The organism is Frateuria edaphi (assembly GCF_021117405.1).
In the GTDB taxonomy this organism is placed as follows: Bacteria; Pseudomonadota; Gammaproteobacteria; order Xanthomonadales; family Rhodanobacteraceae; genus Frateuria_A; species Frateuria_A edaphi.
In genome coordinates this window covers 156,049-170,594 of sequence record NZ_CP088251.1, presented here as the reverse complement: position 1 = coordinate 170,594, position 14,546 = coordinate 156,049, and the positions used below count along the sequence as shown (strand labels likewise).

Genomic DNA, 14,546 nt, shown 5'->3' with positions numbered 1-14,546 from the left:
GTGGGCATGCCGCTTCGGGCGGTCGCGCACCGGGTGCGCTCCTGCAGGGATTCCGGCCGAGGGAGCGGCCTTGTTGGCCATGGCGTGTTCTGGCGGTCATGTCAGGAGTCCTTCCGGAGCGATGCGGTAACGCTCCGCGTCGCGCTGCTTGAACGTCAGGCCCAGCCCGGGCGCGTCCGCATAGACCACCAGCGCACCATCGCGCAGCGCCGGCAGGCCGTCGAAGAACATCGACTCGATGCGTGCGTGGTCGTGGAAATACTCCACGTGCTTGAGGTGCCCGATTGCGCTGCACACGTGCGCGTGCAGGTGTGGCGCGCAGTGCGCCGAGACCGGGATGCCGAAGCCGCGCGCCAGCGCGGCCGCTTGCAGGAAGCCGGTGAAGCCGCCGCAGCGGGTAGCGTCGACCTGCAGCACGTCGACCGCGCCGGCCCGAAGCATGCGGCGGAAGTACCAGGCATCCCAGCCGTACTCGCCGGCGGCGATATCCATGCCGGCTGGCGCGCGGTCGCGCAGCAGGCGCAACCCTTCGAGATCGTCTGAGGACACTGGCTCCTCGAACCAGCCCACGCTGTCGCGGGCGTAACCACCAGCCAGCGCCAGCGCCTGTTTGCGTTCGTAGGCGCCGTTGCCATCGACCATCAGTTCGACCGCCGGGCCGATCGCCTCGCGCGCGGCGTGCACGCGCGACGGATCGTCATCCGGGTGCGTGCCGACCTTCATCTTGACCCGCGTCATGCCCTCACCGGCCCACCCGGCGAGCTGTTCCTGCAGGCGGCCGATCGAATAGGAGGTGAAACCGCCGCTGCCGTACACCGGCACCGCCTCGCGCGCGCGGCCCATCAGGCGCACCACCGAAGTGCCGTGCAGGCGTGCCTTCAGGTCCCACAGCGCCACGTCGACGGCGGCGATCGCCATCAGGCCCACGCCGGGCCGCCCGATGTTGCGCAAGGCGCGGTTCATCGAGGCCCACGCGCGGGGAATGTCGTCGATGTCCTGGTTCAGCAGCACGTCGCGCAGCGGGTCGGCGATCACCGCGCCCGCCGCGGCATGGGCGTAGGTCCAGCCAAGGCCGGTATGCCCACCGGCCGACACCCGCGCCAGCACCATGGTGGTCGCATCCCAGGCGATGGTGCCGTCGGCCTCCGGCGCATCGGTGGGAATGCGATAGGCATCCACTTCGATGCGGGCGATGCGGCGCGTTGCGGGAACGGTCGCGACAGGCGCGGGCCGTGCGTCGTTCATCGGGAATTGTTCGGCAGGATGCCGGCGAGCACCTGGCGCAGGCTCTGCTTGATGATGCCGCCCTCGTCCGGATCGCCCTTGGCCAGTGCGGTCATGTAATCCCTGGCCTGCTTCCAGGTGATGTGCGGCGGCAGCGGCGGCACGTCCGGGTCGCTGATGATGTCCAGCAGCACCGGCCGGTCGGCGGCGAAGGCCTGCTCCCACGCGGTGGCCAGGTCCTCGGGCCGGTCGACGCGGATCGCCTTGAAGCCGAGCAGCTCGGCGTATTTGGCGTAGGAGAACTCCTCCACGTCCTGCGATTCGGAGAACTTCGGGTCACCACCCAGCGCTCGCTGCTCCCAGGTCACCTGGTTGAGGTCGTCGTTGTGCAGCACCATCACCACGAAGCAGGGGTTGGACCACTTCTTCCAGTACTGCTTGACGGTGATCAGCTCGGCGTTGCCGTTCATTTGCATGGCGCCGTCGCCGACGATCGCCAGCACCGGGCGTTCCGGGTAGGCGAACTTGGCCGCGATCGCATAGGGCATGCCGCTGCCCATGGTGGCCAGCTTGCCCGAGAGCGAGGCCATCATGCCCTTGCGGATCTTCACGTCGCGCGCGTACCAGTTGGTGTGCGAGCCGCAGTCGCCGCAGATGATGGTGTTGTCGGGCAGGCGCGGCGAGAGCTCCCAGAAGATGCGCTGCGGATTGATCGGGTTGGCCGGCTGCATCGCCTTGGCTTCGAGGTCGCGCCACCACTTGCGCACGTTGAGTTCGATGCGCTCGCGCCAGTCCGGGTTTTCCTTCGGGCGCAGCAGCGGCAGCAGGCGTTCGAGCACCTGCGCGCTGTCGCCGATGAGGTTCACTTCGGTCGGATAGCGCATCGACACGTTGCGCGGGTCGAGGTCGATCTGCACCGCGCGTGCCTGGCCTTCCTCGGGCAGGAACTCGGAGTACGGGAAGGTGGTGCCGACCATCAGCAGGGTGTCGCAATCGTTCATCATGTCCCAGCTCGGCTTGGTGCCGAGCAGGCCGATCGAGCCGGTGACGAAGGGCAGGTCGTCCGGCAGCGCGGCCTTGCCGAGCAGTGCCTTGGCGATGCCGGCATCGAGCCGGTTGGCCACCGCGACCACCTGGTCGCCCGCATGCATGGCGCCGGCGCCGATCAGGATCGCCACCTTGCGGCCGTCGTTGAGGATGTCGGCGGCGCGCTTGATGTCTTCGTCGCCCGGCACGGGGCAAGGGTTGGCGTAGCCCACGCCGGTGTAGACGTCGTTGTGCTTGCGCGGCGGATGCCTGACCGCCGGCAGTTCCTGGATGTCGTTGGGCACGATCACGCAGGTGACCGTTCGCCGCGCGGCGGCGATGCGGATCGCCCGATCCATCACCTGGCGCACCTGCACCGGCGACAGCACGGTTTCGACGTAGCCGCAGACGTCCTGGAACAGCACCTGCAGGTCGACTTCCTGCTGGTAGTCGCTGCCGATCGCGCTGCGCGCGGACTGGCCGACGATCGCCAGCACCGGCATGTGGTCCATCTGTGCGTCGTACAGACCATTCAGCAGATGGATCGCGCCGGGGCCGGAGGTGGCCATGCACACGCCGATCTCGCCGGTGAACTTGGCATGCGCGCCGGCCATGAAGGCGGCCATTTCCTCGTGGCGCACGCGCACGTAGTCGAAACGCTCCGCCGCGCGGCCCATCGCGCCCATGATCCCGTTGATGCCATCACCCGGGAAACCGAAGATGCGCCGGATGCCCCAGTCGGTGAGGCGCTGCAGGATGAAATCGCCGACGGTTTCGCTCATGGGTTGCTGGCTCCTTGCGGGCGCGGGGCGCCGCGGGACGGGCGCAAGGGTTCGCCTCGCGCGGGGAGCGCGTGCCTGTCAGAGCGGTGGGGGTCTGGCAAGGATCGGCGGAACGGACGAACGTCGACGCCGACACGCGCTGGGGATCGGACTCCCCCACCTTGCCGCGCAGGCGGTCATCTGCGGGTGAAAGCGGCGCGATGCGGACGCAATCCGCGGCGCAGATTCTTGCGCGCCCTGGCCTCTCCCCCGAAGGGGAGGGCTTCAAGGCATCAGTCGCCTTCCATCTCGTCCTCGAAGCGCAGGTGCTTGACGCTGCGCCCGTTGCGGCGGACCAGCTTGAGCGCCTCGATGCCGATGCGGATGTGCGCCTCGACGTACTTCTCGGTCACGCTGCGGTCGCTGGCTTCGGTCTTGACGCCCTCGGGGACCATCGGCTGGTCGGACACCAGCAGCAGCGCGCCGCAGGGAATCTTGTTGGCGAAGCCCGCCGCGAAGATGGTCGCCGTCTCCATGTCCACCGCCATGCAGCGGGTGCGGCGCAGGTAGTCCTTGAACGCCTCGTCGTGTTCCCACACGCGCCGGTTGGTGGTGTAGACGGTCCCGGTCCAGTAGTCGTGGCCGAGGTCGCGGATCATGGTGGAAACCGCGCGCTGCAGCTGGAACGCCGGCAGGGCCGGCACCTCGGGCAGGAGGTAGTCACCGGAGGTGCCTTCACCGCGGATCGCGGCGATCGGCAACACCAGGTCGCCAAGCTGGTTCTTCTTCTTGAGGCCGCCGCACTTGCCCAGGAACAGCGCCGCGTGCGGCTGCACCGCGCTGAGCAGGTCCATCACCGTGGCGGCGTTGGGACTGCCCATGCCGAAGTTGATCAGGGTGATGCCGTCGGCGGTGGCGTTGGGCATCGGCCGGTCACGGCCCTGCACTTCCACGCCATGCCACTGCGCGAACAGGTCCACGTACAGGCCGAAATTGGTCAGCAGGATGTGCTGGCCGAACTGTTCCAGCGGCGTGCCGGTATACCGCGGCAGCCAGTTGGAGACGATCGCTTGCTTGTCTTTCATGGTGTATCCGAAGGGAAACGCACCGCGATCGCGATGCGCGCGCCGGCGACGCCACGCCGGCAGGAGCCATTCGAGTGCGGGCATTCTACGGTGCGTGCACCGGATCGTCACTCAAGCGCTCGCGCAAGCAGCCGATAACCCAAGTGGAAACCGCGCACCATGACCCAAGTCGCAATATTGACGTGCGTGTTATGTTCGACGCGTCATTGACCAGGGGGAATGACACATGCGGATGGGGCTGGCTATCGACGCGTCCTGCGACCTTCCGCAGGCGTTCCTCGAGCAACACGGCATCGCGGTGATGCCGATCATCGTGAAGCTCGACGGAAGCGTGTTCAAGGACGACCGCAACCAGGAGGAGATCGACCGCTTCCTGTACATGAAGCTGGCCGGCACCCACGCGGCCGAGACCGAACCGTGCTCGGTCGAGGACGTACAACGGATGTTCCTGGACAAGCTGGTGCTGGAGCAGGACTGCGTGTTCTGCCTGACCATCACCGCCACGCGCAGCCCGATCCACGAGCACGTGCTCAAGGCCAGTTTCGCGATCCTCAAGAACTACCGCGAGGTGCGCGAGCGCGCCGGCGTGCCGGGCCCGTTCCTGATGCGCGTGGTCGACACGCGCAACGTGTTCGCCGGTGAGGGCCCCGCGGTGTTCGAGGCGACGCGGCTGATCCAGGCCGGCGAAGCGCCGCCGGCGATCCGCGAGCGCCTGGGCGTGGTCGCCAACCATACCTACGGTTACATGCTGCCGCGCGACCTGCACCACCTGCGCAGCCGCACCCGCAAGCGTGGCGACCGCAGCGTCAGCCTGTTCAGCGCGGTGGTCGGCACGGCGCTGGACATCAAGCCGCTGCTGCGCTGCTTCCGCGGCGAGACGGGCCCGGTCGGCAAGGTGCGCGGTTTCGAGCACGGCGCCGAAATGCTGTTCGGCTATGCCACCAGGCGCGTGCGCGCCGGCCTGATGGTGCCGGTGGTCTGCGTCAGCTACGGCGGCAACCTGGCCGAACTGGCCAAGCTGCCCGGCTACGACGCCCTGCGCCAGGCGTGCGATGAGACCGGCGTGTCACTGCTCGAAGCGCCGATGAGCATCACCGGCATGGTCAACGTGGGCGAGGGCGCGGTGACGCTGGGCTTCGCCGCCGAGGAACACGAGCCCGATTTCTAGCCTCAGACTGCGCCCGCGCCTGCTCCCGCATCCTTTATCAAATGGGAGGCTGGCGCGGGAGGTCGGGCTCGCGGGAGACGACGGGACAAGGCGATCGGCGGCCGCCTCCCTCCGGCGCGACCGCGCAGGGGATTTTCAGCCGCCCGGTTCACTCGTCCCGGTCCTACAATCGCCCCATGCGCTGCCCGCCTCTTTCCATTTTGCTGGGCCTCGGCCTGCTCTTCGCCGGACTGGCGTGGTGCGGCAATGCAGCGGCCACCACGATCTACGAGTGCACCACCGCCGACGGCCGGGTGATCTACCAGGACACCCCCTGCGGCGCCGGCCAGCAGCAACGCACGATGCAGGTCGCCGATGCCCCCGCGGCGCCGCGGCCGGCCGCCCCGCCGACCTCCGGGGCGCCGCCGGAACCCGCCGCTCCGCCACCGGCTCGCGCCCCTTCCGCGCCCCTGCCGCTGATGTACACCTGCGTGCGCGCCACCGACGGCAAGACCTACCTGAGCGACAACGGCAACCCGCCGCCCTACCAGGCGCCCTACGGCGTGCTCGGGGCCGAACAATTGCCACTGTCGGAGGTGTACGGCCCCGACCGTGGCGCGGCGGGCATCTCCGCGCCGGAAGCCAACCGCGGGCGCGTCACCTCCGGCATGGTCGCCAACGACTACGTCTGGGTGCAGGACCAGTGCCGCGAGATGGACGTCGAGGAGACCTGCCAGGCCCTGCAGGACGCCTACGACCAGAACGAGCACAAGCTCGGCAACGCCTTCAAGAGCCAGCGCCCGCCGCTGGAGAAACGCGAGGCGCAGCTGCAGGCGCAACTGACCAACTGCGGCGACTGACGGCCTTTGCAGGATTGGCTTCAGCCGACCGCTCCTCGCGGCTGCGCGCCTGGCGGGCCGAAGCCCACCATGCGGAAGTCAGAAGCCGAAGCTCAGGAACCCGCCATCCACCGCCAGCACCTGGCCGGTGATGTAGCCGGCCGCGGGCAGGCACAGGAAGGCCACCGCGGCGGCCACTTCCTCCGGCTCGCCGATGCGCTTGAGTGGCGTGCGATCGAGCACTTCCTCCAGGTAATCCGCGTCGGCCAGCGCCGGCTCCGAGCGTTGCGTGCGGATGTACCAGGGTGCCACCGCGTTTACGCGGATGCCGTCCACCGCCCATTCCACCGCCAGGTTGCGGGTGAGCTGGTGCAGCGCGGCCTTGGCCATGCCGTAGGGCGAGCCGGTGCGTACATGCACCACGCCGGAAACGGAACCGACGTTCACGATCGCCGCGTTGCCGTGCTCGGCCAGGTGCGGATGCGCCAACCGGCACATCTCGAAGGCGCTGAACAGGTTCTGCTCGAAGATCGCGCGGTAGTCGGCGCTGTCGTAGGCGAGCGTAGCGTCGGGCGCATTGCCGCCGGCGTTGTTGACCAGAAGCGAGACCGGCGCGTCCAGGTCGGCGATCCAGTCGAACACCGCCAGCCGTTCCTCTTCCTCGGTCAGGTCGGCGCCGAAGGCCAGCACCTCGCGCCCGGGCAGGTCCTCGGCCAGTTCGGCGCGTACCTGCTCCAGGTGGACGTCGTCGCGGGCCACCAGCAGCAGGTCCGCGCCCAGCCCACCGAGCTCGCGCGCGACGGCCAGGCCGATGCCCTTGCTGGCGCCGGTGATCAGGGCGGTGTGGCCGGTGAGCTGCCAGGCGTCGGTGCGCAGGTTCATGGGCGCAGAGCTTAGCCGATGCGCTTGCCGCCATCGCGCGGCGGCGGGACACTGAAGTCCGGTCGACAAGGGGAACCACCATGAAGCTATTGCTGCCACTCGCCTGCCTGCTTGCGTTGGCCGGCTGCTCGAACAAGGCGCCCGAACCGCAGGCCACCGCTGCATCCAAGCGCGTGGCCGCGCCGTGGGACGACATGAAGAAGGACGAGCAGAAGGCAAAGGACGTGCAGAAGCTGGTCGACGATCGCGCCAAGGAGCAGCAGAAGGCGCTGGACGACGCGGAGCAGTGACCGCGCAGGGTGCACCATGGGCTGAAGCCCACCCTACGCGCTCCAGCTGGCCAGGATGGGCCTTCCGCAAGGCCTTCCCCATTTCCGCCTCTGGGCGCCCTTCCCCGTAACCGGGAAGGATCAGGGCGGCGTCAGCGCGCTGCGCAGAAGCAATAGGCGTAGACGTTCGGTCGGCCGGCCTGCGCGTGGCGCAGCAGCTTGAGCTCGGGGGCCAGTTGCGGCAGTTCGGCCAGCCATGACGGCAGCCGCAGGCCATAGCCCTGCGCCATCTGCACCATCGCGCTCTGGTTCATGCCGACCAGGAACTGCTCGAAGCCGCCAAGCGGCGCCTCGACGTAGTGCACGTGGTAACCCTTGCCCAGCTTCGCCAGCGCCGCGGCCTGGTCGAGCGCGGCATCGAGGCCGCCGAGCTGGTCGACCAACCCGCGCTCGAGTGCTTGGCGGCCGGTCCACACGCGACCCTGCGCGATCGCATCGATCGCCTCGAAGTTCTTGCCGCGTGCCTGGGCGACCTTGCCCACGAAGTCGCGATAACCCTTGTTGATGATCGCCTGGATCACCTGGCCCGCCTGCGGATCGAGCGGCCGGGTGATGTCGAACGCGCCGGCCATCGGGCCGGTACCCACGCCGTCGCTGTGGATGCCGATCTTTTCCAGCGTGCCCGGCACCGCGTAGTACATGCCGAAGATGCCGATCGAACCGGTGATGGTGTTCGGGTCGGCATAGATGCGATCGGCGTTCATCGCGATCCAGTAGCCGCCGCTGGCGGCCACGTTGCCCATCGAGACCACCACCGGGATGCCGGCCTTGCGGGTCAGCTCGACCTCGCGGCGGATCTGCTCGGCGGCATAGACCTCGCCGCCGGGGGAATTGATCCGGAGCACCAGCGCCTTGGTGCGCCGGTCCTGCCGCGCCGCGCGGATCAGCGCGGCGGTGGACTCGCCGCCGACGCTGCCTTGCGGTTGCCGGCCGCCGACGATCTCGCCTTCGGCCACCACCACGGCCACGCCCGAGGCGAACGGGCTGTCATGTTCGAGGTTGGCGACGTAGCGCGCCAGGCTCACCTGGCGGAAGCCCTCCTGCGGCTTGTCGCCGGCCGGCACGCCGGCCTTGCGCATCATCGCGTCGAGTTGCGCGCGGGTGGCGGTGCCATCGACCAGATGCTCGTCCTGCGCCAGCTGGGCGAGGTCGCCGCCGGTGCGCTCGATCGCCTGGGGCAGGTTGTCGATGTCGGCGCGGAAGGTGGCCGGATCGAGCCGGCGCAGCCTGGCCACCTCGTCGATGTATTCGTCCCAGAGCCCGCTCATCCAGAAGCGGTCGGCCGCCTTGGAATCGTCCGAGGCGTGGTCGAGGATGTAGGGCTCCGCGGCGCTCTTGTAGCGGCCGACGCGGAACAGGTGCACGTCCACGCCGAGCTTGTCGAGCAGGTCCTTGTAGAACAGCCGGTAGCTCGCCAGGCCGGTGATCATCACTCCGCCCTGCGGGTCGAGCAGGATGCGGTCGGCGTGCGCAGCCAGGTAGTACTGGCCCTGGTCGAGATTCACGCCCCACACGATCACCGGCTTGCCGGCGGCGCGGAAACGGTCCAGCGCCGCGCCCACCTCGCGCAGCGCGGCGAAGCCGCCGCCCTTGAGTTCGTCCGGCAGCAGCAGGATGCGGCTGATCCGCTTGTCCGTGGCCGCCGCGTCGATGGCGCCGACCAGGTCGCGCATCTGCAACTGCTTGGGCGGCTCGCCGGAGAGACTCTCCAGCGCGCGCTGCAGGGGCTCGATGCTGTACTGCTCGACCAACTCGCCCCTGGGCTGGAGCACCAGCACGCTTGAGTCCTTGATGGTGTGCGCCATGCGGCTGCCCGCCACGCCGCCGAGGAGCAGCAGCACGACGAACAGCAGCACGAAGAACACCAGATTGAGGATCACCAGCCGCACCACGTTGAAGCCGCGGCCGATCACGCAGAGGAAGGCCCAGAATCCGTTCGGGCGGCGCAGGGGCGGCGGGGTGCTCATGGGTCGTTGTCGCTGATGCTAGAGATGATCGTTGAGCGTAACCGCTTGGGAACGCACCGTCATGGTGTCTTCCGGGGGGGTCGCCAGCCAGCGGTGCCGCCAGGCGCTGCGCCAGAAGCGCGCGAACAGCAGCACCGCCGCCACGCTGAGGCCCGCGATCAGCCCCATCCACATGCCGCGCGCGCCCAGCCCATGCCGGAACGCCAGCCACCAGCCCACCGGCATGCCCACGCCCCAGTACGCGAACAGGGTGATCGCCATCGGCACGCGGGTGTCCTTCAGGCCCCTGAGCGCACCGTTGGAAGCGACCTGGATGCCGTCGGAAAACTGGAACAGTCCCGCCAGCACCAGCAACTGTGCGGCCAGGTCGATCACCGTCGCGCTGCGCGTATACAGCGAGGCGATCGCATGCGGCAGGCCCAGCATCACCGCGGCAGAGAGCAGCTGGGTGAGCAGGGCCAGGCCGATGCCGCAGAAGCCGGCATAGCGCACCCCGCGCGCGTCGTCGCGACCCACCGCGTTGCCGACCCGCACGGTGATCGCCATGGCCAGCCCCAACGGGATCATGAAGAACACCGAGGCGACGTTGATCGCCACCTGGTGGCTGGCCACCACGTTCTCGCCCATGGTGCCGATCAGGAGCGCGGTCGCCACGAACAACCCCGCCTCGGCCAGCAACGTCACCGCCATCGGCAGGCCGATGTGCAGCAGCGCGCCGATGCGCTTCCAGTGCGGCCATTCGAAATGCTCGAACAGGTTGAGCCCGCGGTAGTTGCGATGGCACAGCACGTAGACGAGGAAGCCCAGCATCTCCAGCCACAACACCAGGGCCGTGGCGATGCCGCAGCCGCGCGCGCCCTGCGGCGGCAGCCCGAGCTTGCCGAACATGAACACGTAGCCCAGCGGCGCCAGGACGGCCAGGCCGCCGAGGCTGAACATCATCGACGGGCGCGTCAGCGACAGCCCCTCGGACAGCCCGCGCAGGGTGAAGTAACAGGCCAGCGCCGGCGCGCCCCAGCTGATCGCGTGCAGGAATTCGTTGACGTCGTGGCGCAGGCCCGGCGTGACGCCGATCAGGTTGACCAGCGGTTCGGCATGGCGCACGCCGAACCACAGCAGCACGCCCAGGATCACCGCCAGCCACAGCGCCTGGCGGAACACCGCGCCGACCTCCGATCGCCGGTTGGCTCCATCGAGCTGCGCGACCGACGGCGGCACCGCCATCATCACGCCGATGCCACTGACGATCGCCAGCGTCCACACGCTGGTGCCCACTGCCACCGCGCCCAGCACATGCGCACTGAAATGCCCGGACAGCAGCGCATCGACCACGTTGGTGCCCACCGCGGCGAGCTGCGCGAGCACCAGCGGCAGGGCCAGGCGCACGGTGGCGCCGACCTCGTGCACGACGCGCGCGCGGTCGATGGTCTTCATGGGTTCGGCATCCAGGGATGGCGCGCCATTCTAGCCCAGTCGCCGGGGCTGCCCCGGCAGGCGCGCTGTGCCAAGATCGCACGCTTTCCCAGGGGCGGCCTCCCGATGAACGAGCTGATCGAAGCCGGCAAACTGCACTGCGCCAACTGCGCCACGCCACTGGAGGGCGAGTTCTGCCACCACTGCGGCCAGTCCATGCACAGCGTGCTCAAGCCGGTGCATCACATGCTCGAAGACGGCATGGACATGTTCCTGCACGTGGACGGACGCATCCTGCACACGGTGCCGCCGCTGCTCACCAGGCCCGGCTTCCTCACCATGGAGTACTTCTCCGGCCGGCGGCAGCGCTACGTGGCGCCGTTCCGGCTGATGTTCGTGCTGTGCCTGCTGGCTTTTTTCGCCGTGCACTTGGCGGTCAATGCCGTGGTGAACAAGAGTCTCGCCACAGCGGTACAGACCGACTCCACCGCCAGCAACCCGTTCGCCGACGCGCGTACCCCACAGGAAGTGCAGGCCGCTTTGGCCAAGCAGATCGGTGGGCTGGAAGCGGCCCGCAAGAGCGCCCCGGCGGTTGCCGGCGCCGGGATCGATGTGGCCGAGAATCGGTTGCGCGAAGCCGCCAGAAAGCGCGAGGCCGAACTGGGCGCCCCGCCGGCGCGCCCGGTACACCTGAGCAGCAAGTTGGACGGGCAGACCTTCCATGTCGGCTGGTTGCCGCAGTTCATGAACGACCGCGTGGACGTGTATCTGCACCGCACGAAGGCGAACTTCAAAGAGGCCTTCGGCAGCGAGGACCCCGACGCCCGCCAACTGGCCCGGGAGCGGTTGATCACCGGCGTTTTCGCGGTACTGCCCCAGGCAATGGTGGTGATGGTGCCGCTGTTCGCGCTGCTGCTGAAGCTGTTCTATGTCTTCAGGCGACGGCTTTACATGGAGCATCTCATTGTCGCCCTGCACAGCCACGCCTTCCTGTTCCTCGCACTCCTGCTGGCCACCCTTCTGGGCATGTTCGCCGGCTGGCTTCGACCGCACGCGGGTTGGGCCGGCCGTGGTGTGGACTACCTGCAGACCGCGATCCTGCTGTGGATGCCCGCCTATCTGCTGATGATGCAGAAGCGTGTCTACCGCCAGGGCTGGCCGATGACCCTGCTCAAGTACTGGTGCGTGGGCTGGTGCTACTTCTGGCTCTTGGGGGGCGTCCTGCTGGTGGCTGCGGTCATGGGCGCGGGCCACTGAGCGACCGGCGTCCGGAAATGCCTGTCGAGGCGGTTTTGCACAGCGTCGTGGAACTGTCAAGGCCGCTTAGGGGACCATGAGCAGAACGTGAACACCATCACACGCCATACCGCAAGTCGTTGATTTCAAAAAGCTAAATTTGCTGGTTATTTTTTGCCCAGCACGTGCCCGAGGGCCACTGTGACAGGGCTTTGACAGCACTCTCCCCGGCCCGTCCACAGACTTATCCACAGCCTTTGTGGATAAGGGAAATTTCCGTCGGGGGAGAGTCACTTAGGAAAGATTCCTAGATGACCGGGCAGCACTCCCCCGGCCGGCCGCAGGAGACCGCGGGCGAGCCGCTACACTGGGCTGCCCACGAGGTGTCCATGCCCGCCGTCGTCCGCGTTGCCCTGCCGGTTCCGCTCGCCCGCCTGTTCGACTATCTGCCGCCCGCCGGCGGCGTGGCGGTCGGTAGCCGCGTGCTGGTGCCGTTCGGACGCAAGAAGATGGTGGGCGTGGTCGTGGCCGCCGACGTCGAGGCGGCCGTGGACGGGGTGCGGCTCAAGTCCGTGCTGGCGGTGCTGGACGGGGGCCCGTTGCTCGATGCCGAACTGATGCACACCCTTGCCTGGGCGGCCGACTATTGGCTTGCGGCGCCGGGCGAGGCCTACGCCAACGCGTTGCCGCTGGCGCTGCGCGAACCGCGACCGCTGCCGGAAACCACCGAGCCCTGCTACGCGCTCACCGTGGCCGGGCAGAGCGCGCGCGATGCGGGCAGCCGGCGCGGCTCCAGCCGGGCGCTGCTCGACCTGCTCGCCGCGGCGCCGCTGGGCGCCGCCGAGCTGGATCTCGCCCTGCCGGGCTGGCGACCCGCCGCGCGACGCCTACTGGAGGCGGCATTGGTCGAGCAGCGTGAACCCGAAGCGGCGGAGCCGGCGCCCTCACCCGCCCCGCCGCTGAGCGCCGAACAGGAGGCCGCCGTGGCGGCGGTCGCCGGCGCCGCCGGCCACTTCCAGCCGTTCCTGCTCGATGGCGTCACCGGCAGCGGCAAGACCGAGGTCTACCTGGCGCTGATCGCCCAGGCATTGGCGGCGGGCAGGCAGGCCCTGCTGCTGGTGCCGGAAATCGGCCTGGCACCACAGACCGTCCGGCGCCTGCGCGAGCGGCTGGGCGTGCCGGTGGAAGTGATCCATTCCAACCTGGCCGAGGGCGAACGCGCGCGCGCCTGGCTGCGCGCTCGCAACGGCGAGGCGCGCGTGGTGCTGGGCACCCGCTCGGCGGTGTTCACGCCACTGCCGCAGGCCGGCCTGATCGTGGTCGATGAGGAACACGACGGCGCCTACAAACAGCAGGAAGGCTTCCGCTACCACGCCCGCGACCTGGCGCTGGTGCGCGGCCGCGCGCTGGGCGTTCCGGTGCTGCTGGGCTCGGCCACGCCGTCGCTGGAGACGCTCGCCAACGTCGAGGTCGGCCGCTACCGCTCCCTGCACCTGCGCGCGCGGCCCGGCGCGGTGCGCCCGCCGCAGGTGCAGATCGTGGACATGCGCGCGCAGCGGCTGGACCACGGCCTGTCGCCCGCGCTGCTGGCGGCGGTGGCCGAGGCGGTCGGCCGCGGCGAACAGGCGCTGGTGTTCCGCAACCGTCGCGGTTATGCGCCGGTGCTGCTGTGCCACGCCTGCGGTTGGCATGCCGACTGCCCGCGCTGCGAGCGCCCGATGACCCTGCACGCGCAACGCCGCACGCTGGTCTGCCACCACTGCGACCGCCATGCGGGCGTGCCACCGGCCTGCCCTGCCTGCGGCGGTGCCGAGCTCAAGCCCCAGGGCCAAGGCACCGAGCGGCTGGAGGAAGCGCTCACCGCGCGCTTTTCCGACGTGCCGGTGCTGCGCATCGACCGCGAGACCACGCGCCGCCGAGATGCGTTCGAGCAGTTGCTGGACGGGCTGCAGGACGACGCGCCCGCGATCCTGGTCGGCACGCAGATGCTGGCCAAGGGGCACGACCTGCCCAACCTCACCCTGGTCGCCATCGTCGGCGTGGACGAGGGTCTGCACAGCATCGATTTCCGCGCGGGCGAGCGACTCGCCCAACTGGTGGTGCAGGTGGCCGGCCGCGCCGGGCGCGCGCGCAAGCCTGGCCGCGTGCTGCTGCAGACCCACCATCCCGAACACCCGCTGCTGCGCGGCCTGCTCGCGCACGGCTACGCCGCGGCCGCGCGCGAACTGCTGGCCGAACGTCGCGATGCGCTGCTGCCGCCTTACAGCCACCAGGCCCTGCTGCGCGTAGAGGCGCACCAGCGCGCGGCGGTCGATGCTTTTCTCGCCGAGGCGCACGCGGCGCTGCCGGACGATCCGGCGCTGCGCATCGCCGGACCCATGCCCGCGCCGATGCCGCTGCGCGCCGGGCGCCATCGCGGGCAGCTGCTGGTCGAGGCCGACACCCGCGGTCCGCTGCATGCCGCGCTGCGGCCATGGCAGCACGCGCTGGCGGCGCTGCCATCGGCGCGCAAGGTGCGTTGGTCGATCGACGTCGATCCGATCGACCTTTACTGACGGTGCCCTGATCCGAGCGCGAGCGCACCTGTGCGCGACCGCGCGGTGGATCGCGCATGGCGGGGCATTCGGCTTCCGCACC

11 protein-coding genes are annotated in these 14,546 nt (G+C 69.2%); 5 read left to right on the top strand and 6 right to left on the bottom strand.

All coding sequences use genetic code 11. The features are described from left to right. Window positions 1–96: 96 nt before the first annotated feature. From LQ772_RS00815 to LQ772_RS00805, 3 genes are all read right to left on the bottom strand, one after another. Window positions 97–1,245 carry an enolase C-terminal domain-like protein gene (locus tag LQ772_RS00815; RefSeq protein ID WP_231323106.1) on the bottom strand — a complete coding sequence of 383 codons (1,149 nt, stop codon included), beginning with the start codon at window positions 1,243–1,245 and terminating at the stop codon, window positions 97–99. Then, window positions 1,242–3,032: a thiamine pyrophosphate-requiring protein gene (locus LQ772_RS00810; protein WP_231323104.1), complete on the bottom strand. Its 1,791-nt coding sequence runs from the start codon at window positions 3,030–3,032 to the stop codon at window positions 1,242–1,244. Before LQ772_RS00810 ends, LQ772_RS00815 begins: the two co-directional genes overlap by 4 nt. Before the next feature lie 272 nt (window positions 3,033–3,304). After that, a complete protein-coding gene (locus LQ772_RS00805; RefSeq protein WP_231323102.1) occupies window positions 3,305–4,096 on the bottom strand; it encodes an AMP nucleosidase in 792 nt (263 codons plus the stop codon). A gap of 226 nt (window positions 4,097–4,322) precedes the next feature. On the opposite strand from LQ772_RS00805, the gene LQ772_RS00800 reads away from it, so the two are divergent. Then, window positions 4,323–5,264, top strand: coding sequence for a DegV family protein (locus tag LQ772_RS00800; protein ID WP_231323100.1), 942 nt, complete (start codon window positions 4,323–4,325; stop codon window positions 5,262–5,264). 176 nt (window positions 5,265–5,440) lie between these two features. After that, window positions 5,441–6,103, top strand: a complete 663-nt coding sequence (locus tag LQ772_RS00795; protein ID WP_231323098.1) for a DUF4124 domain-containing protein — start codon at window positions 5,441–5,443, stop codon at window positions 6,101–6,103. A 78-nt stretch (window positions 6,104–6,181) separates the two neighbouring features. Here the strand turns inward: LQ772_RS00795 and LQ772_RS00790 are convergent, their stop codons facing one another. Further along, on the bottom strand, window positions 6,182–6,964 hold the full coding sequence (locus LQ772_RS00790; RefSeq protein ID WP_231323096.1) for an SDR family oxidoreductase: 783 nt from the start codon (window positions 6,962–6,964) through the stop codon (window positions 6,182–6,184). Window positions 6,965–7,044: 80 nt separating this feature from the next. Between LQ772_RS00790 and LQ772_RS00785 the strand changes: the two genes are divergently transcribed. Continuing rightward, window positions 7,045–7,254 (top strand): hypothetical protein, encoded by a 210-nt coding sequence (locus tag LQ772_RS00785; protein ID WP_231323094.1) that lies wholly within the window; start codon window positions 7,045–7,047, stop codon window positions 7,252–7,254. Window positions 7,255–7,385: 131 nt separating this feature from the next. On the opposite strand, the gene sppA is transcribed toward LQ772_RS00785, so the two are convergent. Beyond that, on the bottom strand, window positions 7,386–9,260 hold the full coding sequence (gene sppA / locus LQ772_RS00780; protein WP_231323092.1) for a signal peptide peptidase SppA: 1,875 nt from the start codon (window positions 9,258–9,260) through the stop codon (window positions 7,386–7,388). An 18-nt stretch (window positions 9,261–9,278) separates the two neighbouring features. Next, a complete protein-coding gene (locus LQ772_RS00775; RefSeq protein ID WP_231323090.1) occupies window positions 9,279–10,694 on the bottom strand; it encodes an MATE family efflux transporter in 1,416 nt (471 codons plus the stop codon). A 105-nt stretch (window positions 10,695–10,799) separates the two neighbouring features. Between LQ772_RS00775 and LQ772_RS00770 the strand changes: the two genes are divergently transcribed. Together LQ772_RS00770 and LQ772_RS00765 are read left to right on the top strand one after the other, a co-directional pair. Beyond that, window positions 10,800–11,930 (top strand): DUF3667 domain-containing protein, encoded by a 1,131-nt coding sequence (locus LQ772_RS00770; protein ID WP_231323088.1) that lies wholly within the window; start codon window positions 10,800–10,802, stop codon window positions 11,928–11,930. Window positions 11,931–12,298: 368 nt separating this feature from the next. After that, entirely contained in the window at window positions 12,299–14,464 is a 2,166-nt protein-coding gene (locus LQ772_RS00765) for a primosomal protein N' (RefSeq protein WP_231323086.1), read from the top strand. The last annotated feature ends 82 nt before the right edge of the window (window positions 14,465–14,546 follow it).

Coding starts and splice junctions, on each gene's coding strand:
- LQ772_RS00815 (WP_231323106.1), bottom strand. CDS start 1,245: ATGAACGACGCACGGCCCGCGCCTGTCGCGACCGTTCCCGCAACGCGC.
- LQ772_RS00810 (WP_231323104.1), bottom strand. CDS start 3,032: ATGAGCGAAACCGTCGGCGATTTCATCCTGCAGCGCCTCACCGACTGG.
- LQ772_RS00805 (WP_231323102.1), bottom strand. CDS start 4,096: ATGAAAGACAAGCAAGCGATCGTCTCCAACTGGCTGCCGCGGTATACC.
- LQ772_RS00800 (WP_231323100.1), top strand. CDS start 4,323: ATGCGGATGGGGCTGGCTATCGACGCGTCCTGCGACCTTCCGCAGGCG.
- LQ772_RS00795 (WP_231323098.1), top strand. CDS start 5,441: ATGCGCTGCCCGCCTCTTTCCATTTTGCTGGGCCTCGGCCTGCTCTTC.
- LQ772_RS00790 (WP_231323096.1), bottom strand. CDS start 6,964: ATGAACCTGCGCACCGACGCCTGGCAGCTCACCGGCCACACCGCCCTG.
- LQ772_RS00785 (WP_231323094.1), top strand. CDS start 7,045: ATGAAGCTATTGCTGCCACTCGCCTGCCTGCTTGCGTTGGCCGGCTGC.
- sppA (WP_231323092.1), bottom strand. CDS start 9,260: ATGAGCACCCCGCCGCCCCTGCGCCGCCCGAACGGATTCTGGGCCTTC.
- LQ772_RS00775 (WP_231323090.1), bottom strand. CDS start 10,694: ATGAAGACCATCGACCGCGCGCGCGTCGTGCACGAGGTCGGCGCCACC.
- LQ772_RS00770 (WP_231323088.1), top strand. CDS start 10,800: ATGAACGAGCTGATCGAAGCCGGCAAACTGCACTGCGCCAACTGCGCC.
- LQ772_RS00765 (WP_231323086.1), top strand. CDS start 12,299: ATGCCCGCCGTCGTCCGCGTTGCCCTGCCGGTTCCGCTCGCCCGCCTG.